Source organism: Acinetobacter sp. ABJ_C1_1 (assembly GCF_044684115.1).
In the GTDB taxonomy this organism is placed as follows: Bacteria; Pseudomonadota; Gammaproteobacteria; order Pseudomonadales; family Moraxellaceae; genus Acinetobacter; species Acinetobacter nosocomialis_A.
On the sequence record NZ_JBITPU010000001.1, the window covers coordinates 261,171 to 280,514 of the forward strand.

A 19,344-nucleotide genomic window follows, 5' to 3' on the forward strand; every position below is an offset into this window, starting at 1 on the left:
GCTTGGTTATTTATATTAAAACGATAAAAAATCATCATAAATGAAAACCAAAAGGACTTTTGGAAAATGAGTATTGAACTTAAAAATAATGTTGCCAAATCAGCTACTTTTCAAAATGCAGTTCAGGATTTTGACGCCTTTACTGGTCAAATTCTTTTATCAAATACAATCAAAGCATATGATTTTTCTAATTTAAATGTAGCGATTATTGGAACAGATCAGGAAACTGTCACGCACTTAGAAAAAATTTGCCAACAAGCAAAATTTGTAACTGTATTTCAAATTACACCACATTTTATTTTGCCCCATAGTCAAATCGGCATACATCGCCTCATTACCCACCCGCTTATTGCCAAAAACCGAAGGTTATTTAACAATCGTGTTAAAAGCATCCTAGCTCTACGTTTTCTTGAAACTCAAGTAAATGAAACATGGCTGAGACGACTTTTAATGCCTAATACAGCACAAGCCAATAAAACCTTTTTTAAATCTGATAGCTACTATTCAGCTTTGCAAAAATCAAATTGTAAATTGCAGACTTGGCCAATTATCAAAGTTACCCAAACCGCTATTTATAGTATGGATGGCACTCAACATCCTGTTGATGTCATTATTAGAACAACATCTTAAAAATAAAAAAAGCATGGTTGATCGACCATGCTTTTTACTCATTTCAAATCATACTGTTTTAAATGACCCTGATCATCGTAATGTAAGACCACACGTTGTGCATTTTGTAATTCTGATAAAGACGCTTTATTTACCATAAATTGTGAAGCCAATAACTCAACAGAACTATTGGGAGCCTTACTACGTCGATCATCACCATGAAATCTAAGCCAGTTATAACTTGCCCATAAAATTAAAACCAAAGCACTTAAGCAAATTAAAAGAAGTAAATGCAGTAAAGTTTTGACTTCCGAAATATGATCTACCCACACATAGTCATAAATAAGATGTCCTTCAAAAAACCACAGAAATAATGACACTAGCGGAAAAAGCAGCCACATTAAACAAAACCAACCTATTGTTTGCAAGGTATAGTTCGCGGTCTTATTTTTTACATATTCAGGCTGATCAATATATTCAGGTATATCTAAAACTTCTACGTCAGTATTTTCTTCATTTTTCATGAATTATCTCCACGGAAGCCTCGATCGGGACTTACCCAGCGGGCACGTTTTTTCGTGTTAAATATAGTTTTAGGTACCGCAACCACGCTGGTAAATAACGTTAGTAGCCAGAAAAACAACGGATACCAAATTACCCAAAAGTAATTTCTAAAAAGACGCCCACGGTCATAACGATGATCGATCCATAAACTGACTAAAAATTGGATGAGACATGTTCCCCCTAATATCACGCCATACCACTGTGGCATTAGAGAGTTGATTTGCCATTGCTGAGGCAAGTCAATAAACAGTCCAATCAAGAAAAGTAAGAAAATAAATATCATCACATATGACCAAACAATACTGACTAAAGCTTCAAGCATGACTGGCCACATACGGCGCAAGCGAACTTTGAACATTTTAGGAATATATTCTAATAAAACCTCTACCCCACCTTGTGCCCAGCGTAACCGCTGTTTCCAAAGTCCTTTAAAGGTTTCAGGCATATAGATATAACAAAGAGCTTGAGGAATATATTGAATATCCCAATGGTCCATTTGAAGTTTCCAAGAGATATCAATATCTTCGGTAATTTTATCATCAGACCAAAAACCGACACGAACCAAAGCGGTTTTTCTAAACGCTACAATTACCCCCGATACTGTAAAAATACGACCATATGTTCGCTGCGCACGTTTAATTAATCCAATAATTGAAGAGAACTCCCCAACCTGTAATTTTCCTAAAATACTTGAGCGATTTAAAATTCTAGGGTTACCAGTGACGGCCCCAATACGCGGAAATTTTAGAAACGGCTGCATGAGCCAAAGTACAGCATGAGGATGTAGTAAAGCATCCCCATCAATACAAACTAAGTATTCGTATTTACTGACCAATACTCCCGACCTTAAAGCGACTGCCTTACCTTGGTTTTCTGCTAAGTGAACGACCCTCAGACGAGCATCTTGTGCTGCCAACTCATCAAGAATTTCTGCAGTTCTGTCACTACTACCATCATTTACAGCAATGACTTCAAAATTTGGATATTTGGTTTGCAAGGCATAACGGATGGTTTGCCGTACTTGGGCTTCTTCATTAAAACAAGGAATAATAATACTGCACCCTTCACCTGACGGCTCAGGTAACTGTTGCTCATGGTATTCCCGCTTAAAGAAAAACCAAAGGCCACCTACCATCCATGTCCAAGCCATAAGCAGCGGATATAAAAAGGCAAAAGCAAATAGAATATCGAGTAATACTCTCATTACTTTTTCCCCTCCGTTACTAAACCAGCAAAGGGCTGATACATCACCGAACTCGAATTCAAGCTCATTGGGTTATATAAATACTCATGAACATTTTTTGCATTTTCAGTGTTATAGCCATCAACACCAAATTTCTGAATACCTATGCGCTGAATATCAAAAAGGCCTTGTTTTACTTCTTGCCAAGCATTTCTCTGGTCATTTTCTGGCAATGTTAATGTCAACATAATTCGTTGTTTGTATTTCGCATCAAGAGTATTTAAAAGTTCTAAGGCTTGTTTAAATTGTTTTTGCTTACCCACCATATTAAATTTTAGGTTCACTAAATCATGTTGGGTTAAGAGTGATTTTAAAAGCACTGGTAACTGTTCAATATGCTCTAAGTCTGGTGTCAGCAACAAACTAAACTGGGCCTGATTACTCATATTCAAATAAGGCTTTGCAGCTTTTTGAGTCAGTTGACTCAGTTGTGATAATTGCTTTACTTGTTCAACACAGTTGCTTTCGTTCAGCGTTGTGTTTTGCATTGCACAATTTAAAGCAGTTCCGGCATTAAGCTGAATACCACTTAAATTGCTATTAAAACGCGCAATATCTTTAGCTAAATCTGCCACCAAAAATGATTTATTTTTTTGAGGATAAATAGGTAGTTCTAAAATAACCGCCTGACCTGCCCGCGTTTGTGCCTGCCATAAACTACGGTTCAAAATATCTTGCTTAACTGGCATTTGAGTTGTTGGGAAATAAGCAACGTCATATTGCCCATCTCCATCTTGGTCATCTAACGGCTTCAATATCAGCGTATTGTTTTTTAAGCTATAAAGTTTGGACAACAATAACCCTAGTTTTTCATCTGACTGAGTATTGCTTGAAGCAGCTAATTGCTTTAAGTCCATACTTACAAAATGTTTTGGCTGCTTATATAAATCTTTCTCTGCCGAGTTCAAAATGTTAAGCAACGTCTCAGTCAACTGTTCAGCTGTAGAGTTATCGACCATAAGACTACGCTTAAAGGTCAGATCATTAATCTGATTTACGCCATCACGTCCAAGACTAAAAGAAAAAGTGAAACCTGCTTGTTGAGCCAGCTTCTCTAACTGCTGATTTACCGCACCATACGGCCATACAATCGCTTTTGGCTCCACACCCAATTCTTTTTTTAAGACATCATGAGATTTTTTTAAATCATTCAAAATACGTTGTTGATATTCCGCGTCCGTTTCATAACGCGCCTGTGATTTTAAATACATATAAGAAGTTGCTGCGGGTTGTTCATTCCCTTGAGGGTTAGCAAGCACACCATGATGCAAATCATCACTATGGCTTGCAAACTCAGCTAAGCCAGAAGCCTGCATTTCTCGTACTTGCTTCCAATTGACCAAGTTCCCTTGTCCATAGGCTTCATAGCCAGCTTTTGTATTACCATTTAGCCAACTGGTTGGGAGTGCAAAAACTGCCGGAATCTGATATTGCTTAAGCAATGGAAATATACGGCTGTAGCTACTTAAAGCACCATCATCAAAGGTTAACAAAATGGCATTATGAGGTAGCTCTTTGCCTTGCTTACGAGCCTCTTCAATATCTTTCAGACGTATTGGTTTCCAGTCAGATTGACTAAGCCAGTCAAAGAACTGCGCTAAATTTTTAGTTTGAATTGCATATATATCCCGATCGCCCTCTTTTAAAACATCATCTCTGACGTCATGAAAAGTTAAAGAAACTGTGCGATTTTTTGGTAAATCTTTTTCTATCTGGGCATATGCAAATTGCAGAGGTAACAATGTCGAGGCCAAAGCAAAGCCCAACACTTTCGAAAATAAATTATTCATTAAAAACGCCCTTCAAATCCGAAAATACCATAGGTATGCTGTTCACCATGTCCATCGTAAGGATGGTATTGCCAGCCAATTCCATAATTGAGTTGCCATGTACGTGATAGCTGCCATTGATGTTGATACTGCAAAGAATAGGTTGGCTTAGTGGAATAATCGGCTTGTTTATAAAGGCCCACCCCAGCCTCGAAATGCTGTTTAAATGAACGTTCATATTCACGCCAAGTCACCCAGTCATGACTTAAGTTCAACTCGGCGCTGTAATGCGAACTTGGGCTAAAATAAGCGGTTTGATCTTGGCTATTACTGCCGTAAAAACCACGGACAGTGCCATAAGTAATGTGATGCGGCGCTGCAAATAGTCTTTCACGCCAAAAAGTTGAAAATTCTTGTTGTTTATTACCATCACTAATATCAGTCAGACCGTAACTTGCGCCAATTTGACGTGATTCATCCTTTTGCCATGTCAATGCAGCTCGGTAAGATTGACCATCTTCTCCTGCATCAATCGCTTGTAGAGGAATGTCAGCCTGACTGTTATATTGCAATTGATACTGCCAGTGATCGTTGAGCCATTGTGACCAATCAAGACGAACACCAGCTTGTCCGCCATCTGTACTTTGCGACAAAATTGCAGATAATCCCTTACGATTGGCTTGCCATTCGGCCCCAACACCATAGCGCTGGTTATGGACATCACCAAAATTGTATTCGCCATAACGATCTTGATGCCAAGCGAATAAACGATAATTATCTTTTATCCACGGACTATTAAGGCGAGTTTCCATCTCGCGGTCTTTTAAACCGTTTTGTCCACTTACAGAATCGCTATTATTAGCTTTACTTTGGCCCCAAGTCGTTGAATGTGAAATCGTAGCTCTATTACGATCATCCAACTCTTTGCGGCTTTTAATAACGCCAGTATCTTCGGGGTAAAACTGCACTAAGTTTTGCGTTGTTTTACGCCATGTCTGGATATCACCTAAAGCCTGAGCATTTTGCATTTCATTAATGCGAGTATCTTTAGCAATCGGATCTATACCATTTAAACGAGAAATTGTTTTTTTTGCTTCTAGAGGCTTTTCCCTCCACCGCTCCACACGGGCAAGGTTATTAATTAAACTCTCATTTGCAGGTGCCTGCTCTACTGTTTTTTGAAAGTGTTTTTCAGCTTGATCTAAATGATTGGCATAAGCTAAATGCATCCCTTTTAAAGCAATATAATCGTCTCGGTCAGGATGGCTAGTTTTATCTACACCTTTTGCCTGACTATATTTATAAGTCGGAATAAGGTGATCAACTTTTGCTAAAAGCTGTTCAGCTTCCTTATATTTTTCTTGTTCAATATAAGAATAATACAACCCGCTATAGACGATCATATCCGGATAATTTTTTTCGGTTAAAAGCGTCTTATAAGCAAGTTCAGCTTGCTTCGGTTTTTGCTCAGCCAAGTAACTATCAGCAATTGCATGACGTACATATGCAGGTAATTTTTCAAGTGGAATATTTAATTGAGTAAAATTCTCTAAAACTGCTTTCGCTCGACCTCTGAAATCTAATGCATATAAATAATCATAATGAAACCTTAAATAGTTAGGGTCATCAGGTTTCATCTGCTTTTGTATCTTTTGCCCTTGTTCCAACACAATATCTAACTCAGCAAAGCTTTCTGCATCTGATAAGCCTTGACGATTTAAATATTTATAGCGAGCAATTGCATTATTGACATGCTGAGAAAATTCACTGACTTGTAAAGTTTGTTGTAATTGCTCAGTTTGCTGATTTTTTTCGCTTGCTTGGAGTAATTGCTGAGCTTTTTGATATGCTCCAATAGCAACCAAATCATAAACATACTCTTGCAAAACAGCTGACGACTTTGGTTGTTGCTGATAAGCATGCTCAACTGTAGCTAAAGCGTCTACGGGTAAATTTATCAAACGGTAAGCATAGGCAACCCGTACCAGCTGATTAGCATTTAAACCGTTAATGTTGATACTCGATAACTGAGTTTTCGCGTTTGCCGTATCTTGAGCTTCAGCATTCAAAACTGATAATAAAATACGTCCATCGACTGACTTTTGAATATTGAATTTATTTGACCAATCAATTGCAGTTTTAAAGTGTTTAAAATCACGAAAATTTTGAATTAAAGGTAACTGTGCATATTCTGGAAAATTCACATAATCCACGTTTGTCAAAAACTCTGTAAAATTCGTCAGGTCTCTTTTTTTACTTGACATAATAACTAAATAATCAGCAAGCAGTTTTTGATCATATGGATAATGTTTTAACAATTGATCTAGTTGAGAGACAGCTTGTTGAGTTTGCCCTGCTCTATAATTTTGAATAGCTTGCTCACGTAATACATCAACTTGAGCTGCGTATAAATGAATTGGCAAGAGATATACCAATGAAAAAACACATTTTTTTAGCATTTTGATAATCGGATAGTCCCATATCGAGATGGAAAATTATAGGACATATAAAAATTAAGTCACACAAATACAAAATAGCGTGATCTATTTAACATTTTTTATTTTTTATGAATTAAGTTAATTTTTTTAATAAATATTTAGTAAAAATAAATAATTAGGATTTTTAACCAATATCAAATACATACATTTCTTTTCAAAAAGCTTATTTTAATTCACAAATCCCATGTAAAAAGTTTACTTGCTGATAACTAATTAGAAACCATTTATTAACTTAGCGTTTTATATTTAAAACTTTTATTTTTAATATGTTCATAAATTTTAAAACCATTCAATCCAATTACATTAATAGTATTCAAATTGAATGGTTACAATAAATAATTGATTTAATTAACCGATACGACGTTTTAAACCAGTCATTTGTAAAATACGAGTAGAGATTTCTTCAATTGACATTTCAGTGACATTTAAATATTTAATACCTTCTGAAATATAAATACCTTCAATCGCTCTTAATTCCATTTGGCACTGACTAAAACTCGCATACCGACTATTTGCTTTACGTTCACTTCGAATAGCAACTAAACGTTCCGCATCAATCATTAAACCAAAAAGCTTACTACGGTGTTCTCTTAATACCGCTGGTAGGCGGTTATCATCTAAATCTTCTTCGGTTAAAGGATAGTTAGCAACACGAATACCGAACTGTAAAGACAGATAAATAGAAGTTGGTGTTTTTCCTGAACGAGACACACCAATTAAAATTAAATCGGCTTTGTCATAGTGGCGGGTGCGTGCACCATCATCGTTATCAAGCGCGAAATGAACGGCATCAATACGAGCCTTATAGTATTCTGAATCGGTTACCGCATGTGTTTGCCCAACCAGTGTCGTTGGTGGTGTGCCAAGTTCCTGCTCTAGCTTACTAATTAATCCTTCAAACACATCCAAATTAACCGCTTTAGCCGTATTAATAATTTCTCGCACATGCGGATCAACTAAAGTATCAAATACTAATGGTAGGCATCCATCTCGGGTTTGGCATTTATTAATCTCAACCACAACCGCCATCGCTGCTTCTTCAGTTGTGATATAAGGCATGATGTGAATATCAAAATCCACATTAGGAAATTGGGCTAATAACGAATGTCCAAGAGTCTCGGCAGTAATTGCAGTTCCATCAGAAATAAAAAAAACGCTCCGTCTAAACTGTTTACTTTCTGACATTAAAATTCTCCTTAAACATTTGTCTTAGTGCTATATAATCTTTATAGTAAACTGATCTTACATGACTGTCGCTTAGTATAATTCTCAACTAAGCACTTTATTTTTATAATTTCATGCCAAGATAGACATTAATACTGCAAAAGTGGAGTGAAAACTTTGGAAGCGCGCGTAATCGGTCTAGAAAAATTAGGGAAACACGATGTCGAACTCGTAGGTGGGAAAAACTCATCTTTGGGTGAAATGATCAGCCATTTATCAAATGCTGGTGTATCGGTACCTGGTGGTTTTGCAACTACTGCTCAGGCCTATCGTGAGTTCTTAGACCAAAGCGGTCTTAACGCTCGAATTCAAGCAGAACTTGCACAGCTTAACGTTGATGACGTAAATGCACTTGCAGAAACAGGCGCTAAAATTCGTCAATGGATTGTAGAGACTCCACTCACTGCAACCTTAGAACAAGAAATTCGCGCCGCTTTTACAGAACTTTCTAACGGCAACGCTGATATCGCGGTTGCCGTTCGTTCATCTGCAACTGCTGAAGATTTACCAGATGCATCTTTCGCGGGTCAACAAGAAACTTTCTTGAATATTCGCGGTATTGATAACGTACTTATCGCCATTAAAGAAGTATTTGCGTCTTTATATAATGACCGTGCTATTTCTTATCGTGTACACCAAGGCTTCGATCATGATGTTGTCGCATTGTCTGCGGGTGTTCAGCGTATGGTTCGTTCTGAAACTGGCGCTGCGGGTGTAATGTTTACCCTTGATACCGAGTCTGGTTTCCGTGATGTCGTATTTATTACTGCATCTTACGGTTTAGGTGAAATGGTTGTACAAGGTGCCGTTAACCCTGATGAATTCTACCTATCTAAACCATTATTAAATGCGGGCAAACATGCGGTATTACGCCGTAACCTCGGCTCTAAGCACCAGAAAATGATTTATGGTGAAGAAGGTTCAGCAGGTAAATCTGTTGTTGTTGTCGACGTTGAAAAACAAGAACGTCAACAGTTCGCATTAAATGACCACGAATTACAAGAGTTAGCTAAACAAGCGCTTATTATTGAGCAGCACTATGGTGCTCCAATGGATATCGAGTGGGCAAAAGATGGTGACGATGGTCAAATCTATATTGTTCAAGCTCGTCCAGAAACTGTAAAAAGCCGTCAAAATGTTGGCACAATGGAACGTTACCTTCTCAAACAAAAAGGTACAGTACTTTGTGAAGGTCGTTCAATTGGTCAACGTATCGGTTCTGGTAAAGTCCGTATTGTTAACTCAATTAAAGAAATGGACAAAGTACAAGACGGTGATGTACTTGTATCAGACATGACTGACCCAGATTGGGAACCAGTAATGAAACGCGCTGCTGCTATTATTACTAACCGTGGTGGCCGTACTTGTCACGCTGCAATTATTGCACGTGAACTTGGTGTACCGGCAATTGTAGGTTGTGGTAACGCAACAGAAGTATTGACTGATGGTCAAGAAGTTACTGTTTCTTGTGCTGAAGGTGATACCGGTTTCATCTACGAAGGTGCGTTAGACTTTGAAGTTCAACGTAACTCTGTTGAGTCTATGCCGAAACTTTCATTCAAAATTATGATGAACGTAGGTAACCCTGACCGAGCTTTTGACTTTGCTCAAATTCCAAACGAAGGTATTGGTCTTGCTCGTTTAGAGTTCATTATTAACCGCATGATCGGTGTTCACCCTAAAGCCCTTCTTAACATTGAAAGCTTACCTCGTGAAACTCGTGCTGCTGTAATGACACGTACAGCTGGCTATGCATCACCTGTAGAATTCTATGTTGAAAAGCTAGTTGAAGGTATTGCAACACTTGCAGCTGCTTTTGCTGACAAACCAGTCATTGTTCGTATGTCTGACTTTAAGTCAAACGAATATGCAAACCTTATTGGCGGTAAGTTATACGAGCCAGAAGAAGAAAACCCAATGCTTGGTTTCCGTGGTGCAAGCCGTTATGTTTCGGACAACTTCCGTGATTGTTTCGAACTCGAATGCCGTGCACTTAAGAAAGTTCGTGATGAAATGGGCCTCACTAACATCCAAATCATGATCCCATTCGTACGCACCGTTTCTGAAGCAAAACGCGTAATTGAGTTACTTGCTCAGAATGGCTTGAAACGTGGTGAGAATGGTTTAAAAGTAATCATGATGTGTGAATTACCAACTAACGCATTGTTAGCTGAACAATTCCTTGAACATTTTGATGGTTTCTCTATCGGTTCTAACGACTTAACTCAATTAACACTTGGTCTTGACCGTGACTCAGGTATTGTTTCTCACTTGTTTGACGAACGTGATGCAGCCGTAAAAGCTCTTCTTTCTATGGCAATTCATGCTTGTCGCAAAGCTGGTAAATATGTGGGTATCTGTGGTCAAGGACCATCTGACCACCCTGACCTTGCGAAATGGTTAATGGAACAAGGTATTGAATCAGTATCTCTAAACCCTGACTCAGTTTTAGATACATGGTTCTTCCTTGCTGAAGAAAAAATCAAGCAAATCTAATTTGTTATAGAAAAAGACCCATCCGTGGGTCTTTTTTCATCTTTAGAATAGAGAATTTTTACTTATGCAAATTTACTTGGCACGTAATAATCAACAAGCTGGGCCTTATACCTTAGAACAATTAAATCAAATGTTGGCAAGCCAACAAGTTTTACTCACTGATTTAGCTTGGCATGAAGGCATGACAGAATGGAAAGCTTTAGGAGAATTAACCCAAGGTAAACTTGTATATCAACCTACGGGTTATTCTGCTTTTTCAGCAAATACAAATACGCCTTATAACGAGACAATTCAGCAAATTCGTGTTGAAGCTAAACCACATGAGCTTGCTTCAATTTCATCTCGTGCGCTTGCAAAAATTATTGACTTATTACTTTGGCTACCTATTGCAGCCATTCCATCTTTTTTCTTTAATGAAGCTCAATATAAACAACTTTTTGAGTTACAAAAACAGATGCAGTCTGCAGAAGTTGCATCAACTAAAGCAGCTGAACTTCAACAGCAGCTTTTTACACTTATTCCAATTGAAGCGTGGCATACAATGTTACTCTATGTAGTAATAATGCTCGCTATTCAAGCATTTTTGTTGACCAAATTTGGACAAAGTATTGGCAAAAAAATTGTTGGAATTAGAATTGTCGATGCTGAAACGAATGGCAAAGTTAATTTAACGCGTATCTTCTTACTCAGAAGTATCGTTTTCATTATATTAAACTTACTGTTTATGCCAATTAGTACAATTATTGACTATGCTTTTGCATTAGGACAAAAGCGTCAAGCTCTACATGACAAAATTGCAAGAACAAAAGTGATCAAATGATAGTGAATGACTCATTCATTTAATGTCTAAAAAAAAGGAGGCACCCCGCCTCCTTTTTTTCTATAGAGAGTTGATATTTAAATAAAAGCTCTATCGCGATTCAATACCCTACAAAAAAAATCGGGTTTTAAAACAATTATTTCAAGCTGCTTTATGTGTAGCTTAGTTTGTCGATATGAGGCATAATGCCCTACAACGTAGCGGTGTCGCATCATTGAGAAGTCTAATTTTTTAAGACTAGCATTCTCAATCATGCGACACTTTAATCGCTATCCCATATTTAATTAGGGAATGGGACTCTTCACCGAGGTTGTAAAATGAGACAAACGATTTTAGCTGTATTGTCTTTATCAACGCTTGCCGCACTTTTGACTGGGTGTGGTGGTGATATGGTACTTCTAAACTCTAAAGGTCCAGTTGGTCAAGGTCAAAGTGACCTTATGATGACTGCGATCTATTTAATGTTACTTGTGGTGATTCCTTCAATCATCATGGCATTATGGTTTGGTTGGAAATATCGTGCGTCAAATAAAGATGCAGACTATAAACCTACATGGGCACACTCAACTGCAATTGAAGTTGTAGTATGGGGTATCCCTGTCATTATTATTGGTATTTTAGCTTGGTTAACTTGGTGGGGTTCCCACAAGTATGACCCATACCGTCCTTTAGAATCAGATAAAGCACCTTTAACTATTCAGGTTATTGCTGAACAGTTCAAGTGGATTTTTATTTATCCTGAACAAAACATTGCGACTGTTAACGAAGTACGTTTCCCAGAAAAAACTCCGTTAAGCTTCAAAATCACTTCTAACTTCACAATGAACTCATTCTTCATTCCACAGTTAGGCGGTCAGATTTACGCAATGGCAGGTATGCAAACTCACCTTCATTTGTTAGCAAATGAAACTGGTGTATATCGTGGTTTCTCTTCTAACTACTCAGGCTATGGTTTCTCTCAAATGCGTTTCAAAGCGCATAGCGTTACAGAGCAACAATTCAACGAATGGGTAGCAGCTGTTAAAGCAGGTAATGGTTCAACCATTAATCCAGAAGCAATTCAAAAAGCTACGCTTGACCAAGCTGAATTGGCAACCTTACGTGATGGCGATCGTTCTAAGCACCAAATCGAGCATTTAGTAAATCGTGCTAAAGCTGCTGGTGATCAAGAAGCGCTTGCTAAAGCAGAAGCGATGAAACCGTTCCCGACTAAGCCGCACCCTGTGACTTATTACTCTTCAGTTGAACCAAAACTGTTTGAAACAGTTATCAACCATTATATGAGTAACTATCATGGTGTTGACCACTCTGCTGAACATGCAACAGCTGACACTCATGCTGCAGCTGAACACGCTGCTCAAGGGGAATAAGACATGGATATGATTTTTGGTAAACTGGGTTGGGACTCTATCCCGACAGAGCCAATCGTACTTGTCACCATGGTCCTTATGGCAATTGGTGCAATTGCAGTGCTTGGCGGTATCACCTATTTCAAAAAATGGGGATATTTGTGGAATGAGTGGTTTATTACAGTAGACCATAAGAAAATTGGTATCATGTATATCATCGTATCTGTTGTCATGCTTTTGCGTGGTTTCGCCGATGCGATCATGATGCGTTTACAACTTTTCCTCGCTAAAGGCGGCGGCGAAGGTTATTTACATCCTGACCACTACGACCAGATCTTCACCGCACATGGTGTAATCATGATCTTCTTCGTAGCAATGGGTCTCGTTGTAGGTATGATGAACATCTCTGTACCTTTACAGATTGGTGCTCGTGACGTTGCTTTCCCATTATTAAACTCTTTAAGCTTCTGGTTATTCGCTGGTGCTGCTGGTTTAATGATGCTTTCACTTGTATTAGGTGAATTTGCTGCGACTGGTTGGATGGCTTACCCTCCTCTATCTGGCATTCAATATTCTCCTGGTGTAGGTGTTGACTACTATATCTGGGCACTTCAGGTTTCTGGTCTAGGCACGCTTTTATCTGGTGTTAACTTCTTCGTTACCATCATTAAAATGCGCGCACCTGGCATGAAATTAATGGACATGCCTATTTTCACGTGGACTTCACTTTGTACGGCTGTATTAATCATTGCATCATTCCCTGTATTAACAGGTACACTTGCAATGCTTACTCTAGACCGTTACTTCGGCTTCCATTTCTTCACAAATGAGCTTGGCGGTAGCCCAATGCTTTATGTGAACTTGATCTGGACATGGGGTCATCCTGAAGTATATATCTTGGTATTACCAGCATTTGGTCTATACTCAGAAATCGTTGCAACCTTCTCTCGTAAAGCGTTGTTCGGTTACAAGTCTATGGTGTATGCAACTATCGCGATTACAGTTCTTGCGTTCGTTGTATGGCTTCACCACTTCTTCACCATGGGTGCTGGTGCGAACGTTAACGCGTTCTTCGGTATCATGACCATGGTTATTGCGATTCCTACTGGTGTGAAAATCTTCTCTTGGTTATTCACCATGTATAAAGGTCGCATCACCTTTACTACTCCAATGTTATGGACGCTTGGCTTCCTTGTAACATTCGGTATCGGTGGTTTAACTGGTGTACTTATGGCTGTTCCACCTGCGGACTTCTTAGTACACAACTCATTATTCTTGATCGCTCACTTCCATAACGTAATTATCGGTGGTGTGGTGTTTGGTATGTTTGCCGGCATCATTTACTACTGGCCGAAAATGTTTGGTTGGAAGCTCAATGAAGCATGGGGTAAAGCTGCGTTCTGGTTCTGGTTCTTTGGTTTCTATTTTGCATTCATGCCACTTTATATCCTTGGTTTCATGGGTATGACTCGTCGTTTGAATACATATGACAACCCTGAATGGGACCCATACCTTGCGATTGCATTATTTGGTGCTGTTCTTGTTGCTATTGGTATTGCATGTTTCTTAATGCAAATCATCGTTGGTTTCTTACAACGCAAAGATAACATGGACCTTACAGGCGATCCATGGGATGCTCGTACGCTTGAGTGGGCAACTTCTTCCCCTGCTCCATTCTATAACTTTGCGCATGAACCAGATGCAAGCGGTGTTGACCGTTTCTGGACTGACAAAGAAAATGGTGTAGCATACGCACGTAACACTAAATATGAAGACATCCACATGCCGACTGATCGTGCTGCTGGTTTTGTCATTGCAATGTTCATTACTCTTCTTGGCTTTGCACTCATCTGGCATATTTGGTGGCTCGTTGTTGTTTCATTCGCTTCAGCTGTTGTTAGCTTGATCGTAAGCTCATTCACTAAGAATGTTGATTACTATGTTCCAGCTGCTGAAGTTGAGCGTATTGAAAACGAACGCTATGCTTTACTTGAAAAACACTTGAAGAAGGACTAAGGAAATGGCTGAAGTACTTCATCACGACAACCATGGCCACGATGGTCATCATGAACATGATGATACAGATTTAACGGTCTTTGGTTTCTGGACATACTTGATGAGTGACTTGATTCTTTTCGGATCACTCTTCATTGCGTTCGCTGTATTAAGCAGTCATGTTCCAGCAGGGACTCCAAGTGCATATGACCTGTTCCATAACTCATTAGGCTACGTGTTAACTGAAACATTTGCCTTATTGATTTCATCGGTAACATTCGGTTTTGCTGTACTTGCATCTTATAAAAAGAATGTAAATCAAGTGATCACTTGGTTATTTATTACATTCCTTTTTGGTGCAACCTTCATCGGTATGGAGCTCTATGAATTCCATCACCTTGTAGAGGAAGGTCATGGTCCAACTCACAGTGCATTCTTGTCATCGTTCTTTACTTTGGTTGGTACGCACGGTATCCACGTAACTTCTGGTTTAGTGTGGATGTTAGTATTGATGTATCAAATCAAAACTAAAGGTTTGACTTTACCGAATACACGTCGTCTTGCTTGTTTAAGCTTGTTCTGGCACTTCCTTGACATCGTTTGGATCTGTGTATTCAGCGTCGTTTACTTACTGGGAGTTCTCTAATGAGTAGTCATGAGCATAATGCTGCTGGTGCGTCACACGGTAACTTTAAGCAATACACTGTAGGTTTTATTCTATCTGTTATTCTTACCATCATCCCATTCGGGATGGTGATGGCAGGTGGTTTTAGCCGCGGTCTTTTAGTTACAGTGATTGCAATTACTGCCGTTGCTCAGGTTCTTGTACAGCTTGTGTACTTCTTACACATGAATACATCATCTGAACAACGTTGGAATATGATTGCATTTATCTACACAATCCTATGTATCGCTGTACTTTTAATCGGTTCTGTGTGGATTATGAATTACCTTCACTACAATATGATGATCTAAACTGATTGTCATGTTGAGAAAGTATTTATTCCTGACTAAACCAGGAATTCTCTTCGGTAATTTCATTACCACCTTGGGCGGCTTCTTCTTAGCCGCCCAAGGCTCTATAGACATCTTATTATTATTGCTCACTCTGATTGGAACAACGTTAGTTGTTGCTTCCGGTTGTGTCGTCAATAATGTTATTGATCAAGATATTGATACAAAGATGCAGCGCACTCAAAACCGTGCACTTGTTAAAAAAACCATCTCTCCTACTGTTGCACTTATATATGCATTCGTACTTGGATTAATTGGTTTTGGCATTTTGTGGTTTGGTGTAAATGGCTACGCATTTTTGTTTGCAGTAATTGGTTTTGTTGTCTATGTCGGTTTTTATAGCTTGTGGACCAAACGTACCTCAATCCATCAAACCGTTATTGGTAGTATCTCCGGAGCGAGTCCTCCTGTTATTGGTTATACAGCAGTAACTCATCAATTTGATGTGGCAGCCTTGCTTTTGTTTTTAGCATACGGTTTATGGCAAATGCCCCACTCTTGGGCAATTGCAATTTATCGTTTTGATGATTACAAAAATGCGGGAATTCCAATCTTGCCTGTAGCACGTTCTATTTATCGTACAAAAATTGAATGTGTAATATATATCCTGTTATTTGCAGCTGTTTTGAATGGGTTATATTGTTTTGGTTATACCAATGTATTCTTTTTAATTACCTTTAATGCTTTGACTGCATACTGGTTCTATTTATCGATTATTGGGTTTAAAGCCGAAAACGACCAACTATGGGCTAAACGTTTTTTCCTCTACTCGGTCATATTAATTACCCTGTTAAGTTTGAGCTTTAGCTTTACCTATCAATCCCCTGCTCCAAATCTTCCTCTCTTTTAATTAAGGGAGGATTTCCTCCTCAAAAACAACTTTTTATATTTCTTATCAAAAGATTTGTTTTTAGTCTAATTTTTACCTATAATTCAGCCTTCGCATTTTTTGCGACGTAGCTATTATTATTTTTAGCTATGACTCCTTGCTTCTAATTTTTTAGGGGCTGTTTAAACCGTAAGGAGCTGACAATGCGTCATTACGAAATCGTACTTTTGGTACATCCAGACCAAAGCGATCAAGTTGTAGGTATGGTTGAACGCTATATCTCTCAGATCAAAGAAGCTGATGGTCAAATTCACCGTTTAGAAGATTGGGGCCGTCGTCAATTGGCTTACCCAATTAACAAAATTCACAAAGCGCACTACATTCTTATGAATGTTGAATGTGGTCAAACTACGCTTGATGAGTTAGAAGAATTATTCCGTTATAACGACGCGATCATTCGTAACCTTATCATCCGTCGTGAACACGCAATCACTGAAGAGTCATTGCTTGCTAAGAGTGCTGAAGAAAAGCGTGCGCGTAAAGCTCAACGCGAAGAAGCACAGCAAGTTGCTCAAGAAGCTGAATAAGGAGAACATCAATGGCACGTTTTTACCGTCGTCGCAAGTTCTGCCGCTTTACAGCTGAGAATGTTGCGTACATCGACTACAAAGATATCGACACTTTAAAACAGTACATCACTGAAAACGGCAAGATTGTTCCTAGCCGTATCACTGGTACTAAAGCTCGTTATCAACGTCAATTAGCACTTGCTATCAAACAAGCTCGCTATTTGTCTTTGATTCCGTACACTGACAACCATAAGTGAGGTGATCTGTGGACGTTATCTTATTACAACGCATTAAGAACCTTGGTAAATTAGGCGATAAAGTATCAGTTAAAGCTGGTTACGGCCGTAACTTCCTTATCCCTCAAGGTAAAGCAGTTGCAGCTACTGAAGCTAACACTGCTGCTTTCGAAGCTCGTCGTGCTGAACTTGAAAAGCAAGAAGCTGAAGTTTTAGCTGCTGCTCAAGCACGTGCTGAACAATTGAACGAAGTTAACATCGTTATCACTGCTAAAGCTGGTGACGAAGGTAAACTCTTCGGTTCTATCGGTACTCGTGACATCGCTGACGCGTTAACGAATGCTGGTCTTACAGTTGACCGTGCAGAAGTTCGTTTACCAAACGGTGCGCTTCGTCACACTGGTGAATTCAACATCGCAATCCAATTGCATCATGATGTTGTTGCAGAAGTTCTCGTTACTATCGTATCTGAGTAATTTCTCATCAAAAAAAGAGCATGCTCACGCATGCTCTTTTTTTATCTCTTAAATTTATGCAATAAAATTAGATATATTAATTCCTGATCAGTTCTTCAGTTTAATTGGTTTTTTAATTAGGTAGTTTATTTATTTTTGTTTTAAGATAGTTCTCGGCTTAAAACCCTTTTTGTGTACACATTTTATCATCAGGTCTAATTATGTCTCAGGCGAATGCCACTTCTTTAACGCTTTCATCTCCAACAGAAAATAAGACGAGTGAATCAGGCCAACTTAAAGAGTTTCGCACTCCCCCACACAATTTAGCCATCGAACAAGCCGTGCTTGCTGCGCTGATGACCGTTGCTGAATCTTTTGAGCAAGTTAGTGATCTACTCAAAGAAAATGATTTTTATGCCACTCGTCATAAATATATTTATCGCGCGATTGAAAAACTAGCACAGGAAAATTCACCGTACGATGCGGTCTTAGTGAATGACTGGCTTTTAAAACAAAATTTACTCAGTGCAATCGGTGGCGAAGAATATTTGATGCAGCTTATGGCTGATTCACCATCGAGTTTCTATAACCTTGAAACTTATGCGACCAAAATTAAAGAATTTTCTACCCTACGTAGCATGATTAAAGTCAGTACGGAAATTTTACAGAATGCTTATGACACAAAAGGTCGCGGTGTTAGTGAAATTTTAGATTTGGCTGAAACCAGTATTTTCTCTTTAGCAGAACAGCATAATAACAACAAGAAAGATTCTGGTCCTAAAGCAATTAGCTCTGTAACTGCTGACGTTATTAGCAAACTTGATGAGCTTTCAAAACTTGATGGAAATATTACAGGTTTAACGACTGGCTTCTTAGAACTCGATAATAAAACTTCCGGTATGCAACCTGGAGATTTAATTATTGTCGCTGCACGTCCATCTATGGGTAAAACTACCTTTGCAATGAACTTGGTTGAAAGCGTCTTACAATACAACCAACTCCCTGCTCTGGTATTTTCTATGGAGATGCCAGCAGACTCAATTGCAATGCGTCTAATTTCGGCAATGGGTAAAGTTCACCAAGGACATTTGCGTTCTGGTAACTTAGATGCCGATGAATGGACTAAAGTTACAGGTACCATCCTGCAACTTCAGCAAATGCATTTGTATATTGATGACTCATCAGCCTTACCTCCAACCGAACTCCGCGCCCGTGCTCGCCGCGTTGCCAAAATGCATGATGGTAAAATCGGCTGTATCATGGTCGACTATTTACAGCTTATGAAAGTTCCGGGTATGGGTGACAACCGTGTTGGCGAGATCTCGGAAATTTCACGTAGCTTAAAAGCTTTAGCTAAAGAAATGAACTGCCCTGTGATTGCACTATCTCAGCTTAACCGAAGTCTGGAAAACCGACCAAACAAACGCCCAGTAATGTCTGACTTACGTGAATCGGGTGCGATTGAGCAGGATGCCGACTTAATCATGTTCATTTACCGTGACGAAGTCTATAACAAAGAATCTAAAGAAGCAGGCACCGCAGAAATTATCATCGGTAAACAGCGTAATGGTCCAATTGGTACTGTTCGTCTTGCCTTTGAAGGTCAATATACCCGATTTAGTAATCTCTCTCCTGAGTATTACAGCCAATATGATGATGAAGAATAAGCTCTAT

General features: G+C 38.8%; 17 protein-coding genes. 12 read left to right on the forward strand and 5 right to left on the reverse strand.

Translation table 11 applies throughout. The features are described 5' to 3' along the window. The first annotated feature begins 66 nt into the window (after positions 1-66). Positions 67-630, forward strand: a complete 564-nt coding sequence (locus ACG59Z_RS01330; protein WP_400197577.1) for a flavoprotein — start codon at positions 67-69, stop codon at positions 628-630. 38 nt (positions 631-668) lie between these two features. On the opposite strand, the gene pgaD is transcribed toward ACG59Z_RS01330, so the two are convergent. The 5 genes from pgaD to ACG59Z_RS01355 form a co-directional block, all read right to left on the reverse strand. Continuing rightward, positions 669-1,133 carry a poly-beta-1,6-N-acetyl-D-glucosamine biosynthesis protein PgaD gene (gene pgaD, locus ACG59Z_RS01335; protein WP_400197579.1) on the reverse strand — a complete coding sequence of 155 codons (465 nt, stop codon included), beginning with the start codon at positions 1,131-1,133 and terminating at the stop codon, positions 669-671. Then, positions 1,130-2,377: a poly-beta-1,6-N-acetyl-D-glucosamine synthase gene (gene pgaC, locus ACG59Z_RS01340; protein WP_343568201.1), complete on the reverse strand. Its 1,248-nt coding sequence runs from the start codon at positions 2,375-2,377 to the stop codon at positions 1,130-1,132. Before pgaC ends, pgaD begins: the two co-directional genes overlap by 4 nt. Further along, positions 2,377-4,206 (reverse strand): poly-beta-1,6-N-acetyl-D-glucosamine N-deacetylase PgaB, encoded by a 1,830-nt coding sequence (gene pgaB, locus ACG59Z_RS01345; RefSeq protein ID WP_400197581.1) that lies wholly within the window; start codon positions 4,204-4,206, stop codon positions 2,377-2,379. Before pgaB ends, pgaC begins: the two co-directional genes overlap by 1 nt. After that, a complete protein-coding gene (gene pgaA, locus ACG59Z_RS01350) occupies positions 4,206-6,644 on the reverse strand; it encodes a poly-beta-1,6 N-acetyl-D-glucosamine export porin PgaA (RefSeq protein ID WP_400197583.1) in 2,439 nt (812 codons plus the stop codon). Before pgaA ends, pgaB begins: the two co-directional genes overlap by 1 nt. A 387-nt stretch (positions 6,645-7,031) precedes the next feature. After that, positions 7,032-7,868 carry a pyruvate, water dikinase regulatory protein gene (locus ACG59Z_RS01355; RefSeq protein WP_263614047.1) on the reverse strand — a complete coding sequence of 279 codons (837 nt, stop codon included), beginning with the start codon at positions 7,866-7,868 and terminating at the stop codon, positions 7,032-7,034. A 147-nt stretch (positions 7,869-8,015) separates the two neighbouring features. Between ACG59Z_RS01355 and ppsA the strand changes: the two genes are divergently transcribed. The 11 genes from ppsA (at position 8,016) to dnaB (ending at position 19,337) form a co-directional block, all read left to right on the forward strand. Beyond that, positions 8,016-10,403: a phosphoenolpyruvate synthase gene (gene ppsA / locus ACG59Z_RS01360; protein ID WP_400197585.1), complete on the forward strand. Its 2,388-nt coding sequence runs from the start codon at positions 8,016-8,018 to the stop codon at positions 10,401-10,403. Positions 10,404-10,467: 64 nt separating this feature from the next. Further along, positions 10,468-11,223 carry an RDD family protein gene (locus ACG59Z_RS01365; RefSeq protein ID WP_263614049.1) on the forward strand — a complete coding sequence of 252 codons (756 nt, stop codon included), beginning with the start codon at positions 10,468-10,470 and terminating at the stop codon, positions 11,221-11,223. 317 nt (positions 11,224-11,540) lie between these two features. After that, positions 11,541-12,593, forward strand: a complete 1,053-nt coding sequence (cyoA, locus tag ACG59Z_RS01370; protein WP_311087361.1) for a ubiquinol oxidase subunit II — start codon at positions 11,541-11,543, stop codon at positions 12,591-12,593. 3 nt (positions 12,594-12,596) lie between these two features. Beyond that, a complete protein-coding gene (gene cyoB / locus ACG59Z_RS01375; protein ID WP_400197588.1) occupies positions 12,597-14,588 on the forward strand; it encodes a cytochrome o ubiquinol oxidase subunit I in 1,992 nt (663 codons plus the stop codon). 4 nt (positions 14,589-14,592) lie between these two features. Next, positions 14,593-15,213: a cytochrome o ubiquinol oxidase subunit III gene (gene cyoC, locus ACG59Z_RS01380; protein ID WP_002049203.1), complete on the forward strand. Its 621-nt coding sequence runs from the start codon at positions 14,593-14,595 to the stop codon at positions 15,211-15,213. Then, entirely contained in the window at positions 15,213-15,542 is a 330-nt protein-coding gene (locus ACG59Z_RS01385) for a cytochrome o ubiquinol oxidase subunit IV (protein ID WP_000094534.1), read from the forward strand. Before cyoC ends, ACG59Z_RS01385 begins: the two co-directional genes overlap by 1 nt. A 10-nt stretch (positions 15,543-15,552) precedes the next feature. Then, entirely contained in the window at positions 15,553-16,431 is an 879-nt protein-coding gene (cyoE, locus tag ACG59Z_RS01390) for a heme o synthase (RefSeq protein WP_151761964.1), read from the forward strand. Between the two features lie 182 nt (positions 16,432-16,613). Continuing rightward, a complete protein-coding gene (gene rpsF, locus ACG59Z_RS01395) occupies positions 16,614-16,997 on the forward strand; it encodes a 30S ribosomal protein S6 (protein ID WP_002049107.1) in 384 nt (127 codons plus the stop codon). An 11-nt stretch (positions 16,998-17,008) separates the two neighbouring features. Continuing rightward, on the forward strand, positions 17,009-17,236 hold the full coding sequence (rpsR, locus tag ACG59Z_RS01400) for a 30S ribosomal protein S18 (protein WP_000090661.1): 228 nt from the start codon (positions 17,009-17,011) through the stop codon (positions 17,234-17,236). Positions 17,237-17,244: 8 nt separating this feature from the next. Continuing rightward, positions 17,245-17,691 carry a 50S ribosomal protein L9 gene (rplI, locus tag ACG59Z_RS01405; protein WP_000382591.1) on the forward strand — a complete coding sequence of 149 codons (447 nt, stop codon included), beginning with the start codon at positions 17,245-17,247 and terminating at the stop codon, positions 17,689-17,691. A 200-nt stretch (positions 17,692-17,891) separates the two neighbouring features. Beyond that, the gene (gene dnaB / locus ACG59Z_RS01410; RefSeq protein ID WP_263614051.1) at positions 17,892-19,337 is read left to right on the forward strand and encodes a replicative DNA helicase; all 1,446 of its coding nucleotides are present in this window, start codon (positions 17,892-17,894) and stop codon (positions 19,335-19,337) included. Positions 19,338-19,344: the final 7 nt, after the last annotated feature.

What these genes read in the sequence shown, in the direction of transcription:
- pgaA (WP_400197583.1), bottom strand. Translation starts at nt 6,644, where the DNA reads ATGCTAAAAAAATGTGTTTTTTCATTGGTATATCTCTTGCCAATTCAT.
- pgaB (WP_400197581.1), bottom strand. Translation starts at nt 4,206, where the DNA reads ATGAATAATTTATTTTCGAAAGTGTTGGGCTTTGCTTTGGCCTCGACA.
- ACG59Z_RS01330 (WP_400197577.1), top strand. Translation starts at nt 67, where the DNA reads ATGAGTATTGAACTTAAAAATAATGTTGCCAAATCAGCTACTTTTCAA.
- dnaB (WP_263614051.1), top strand. Translation starts at nt 17,892, where the DNA reads ATGTCTCAGGCGAATGCCACTTCTTTAACGCTTTCATCTCCAACAGAA.
- ACG59Z_RS01385 (WP_000094534.1), top strand. Translation starts at nt 15,213, where the DNA reads ATGAGTAGTCATGAGCATAATGCTGCTGGTGCGTCACACGGTAACTTT.
- pgaD (WP_400197579.1), bottom strand. Translation starts at nt 1,133, where the DNA reads ATGAAAAATGAAGAAAATACTGACGTAGAAGTTTTAGATATACCTGAA.
- cyoB (WP_400197588.1), top strand. Translation starts at nt 12,597, where the DNA reads ATGGATATGATTTTTGGTAAACTGGGTTGGGACTCTATCCCGACAGAG.
- cyoE (WP_151761964.1), top strand. Translation starts at nt 15,553, where the DNA reads ATGTTGAGAAAGTATTTATTCCTGACTAAACCAGGAATTCTCTTCGGT.
- ACG59Z_RS01355 (WP_263614047.1), bottom strand. Translation starts at nt 7,868, where the DNA reads ATGTCAGAAAGTAAACAGTTTAGACGGAGCGTTTTTTTTATTTCTGAT.
- cyoA (WP_311087361.1), top strand. Translation starts at nt 11,541, where the DNA reads ATGAGACAAACGATTTTAGCTGTATTGTCTTTATCAACGCTTGCCGCA.
- ACG59Z_RS01365 (WP_263614049.1), top strand. Translation starts at nt 10,468, where the DNA reads ATGCAAATTTACTTGGCACGTAATAATCAACAAGCTGGGCCTTATACC.
- rpsF (WP_002049107.1), top strand. Translation starts at nt 16,614, where the DNA reads ATGCGTCATTACGAAATCGTACTTTTGGTACATCCAGACCAAAGCGAT.
- pgaC (WP_343568201.1), bottom strand. Translation starts at nt 2,377, where the DNA reads ATGAGAGTATTACTCGATATTCTATTTGCTTTTGCCTTTTTATATCCG.
- cyoC (WP_002049203.1), top strand. Translation starts at nt 14,593, where the DNA reads ATGGCTGAAGTACTTCATCACGACAACCATGGCCACGATGGTCATCAT.
- rpsR (WP_000090661.1), top strand. Translation starts at nt 17,009, where the DNA reads ATGGCACGTTTTTACCGTCGTCGCAAGTTCTGCCGCTTTACAGCTGAG.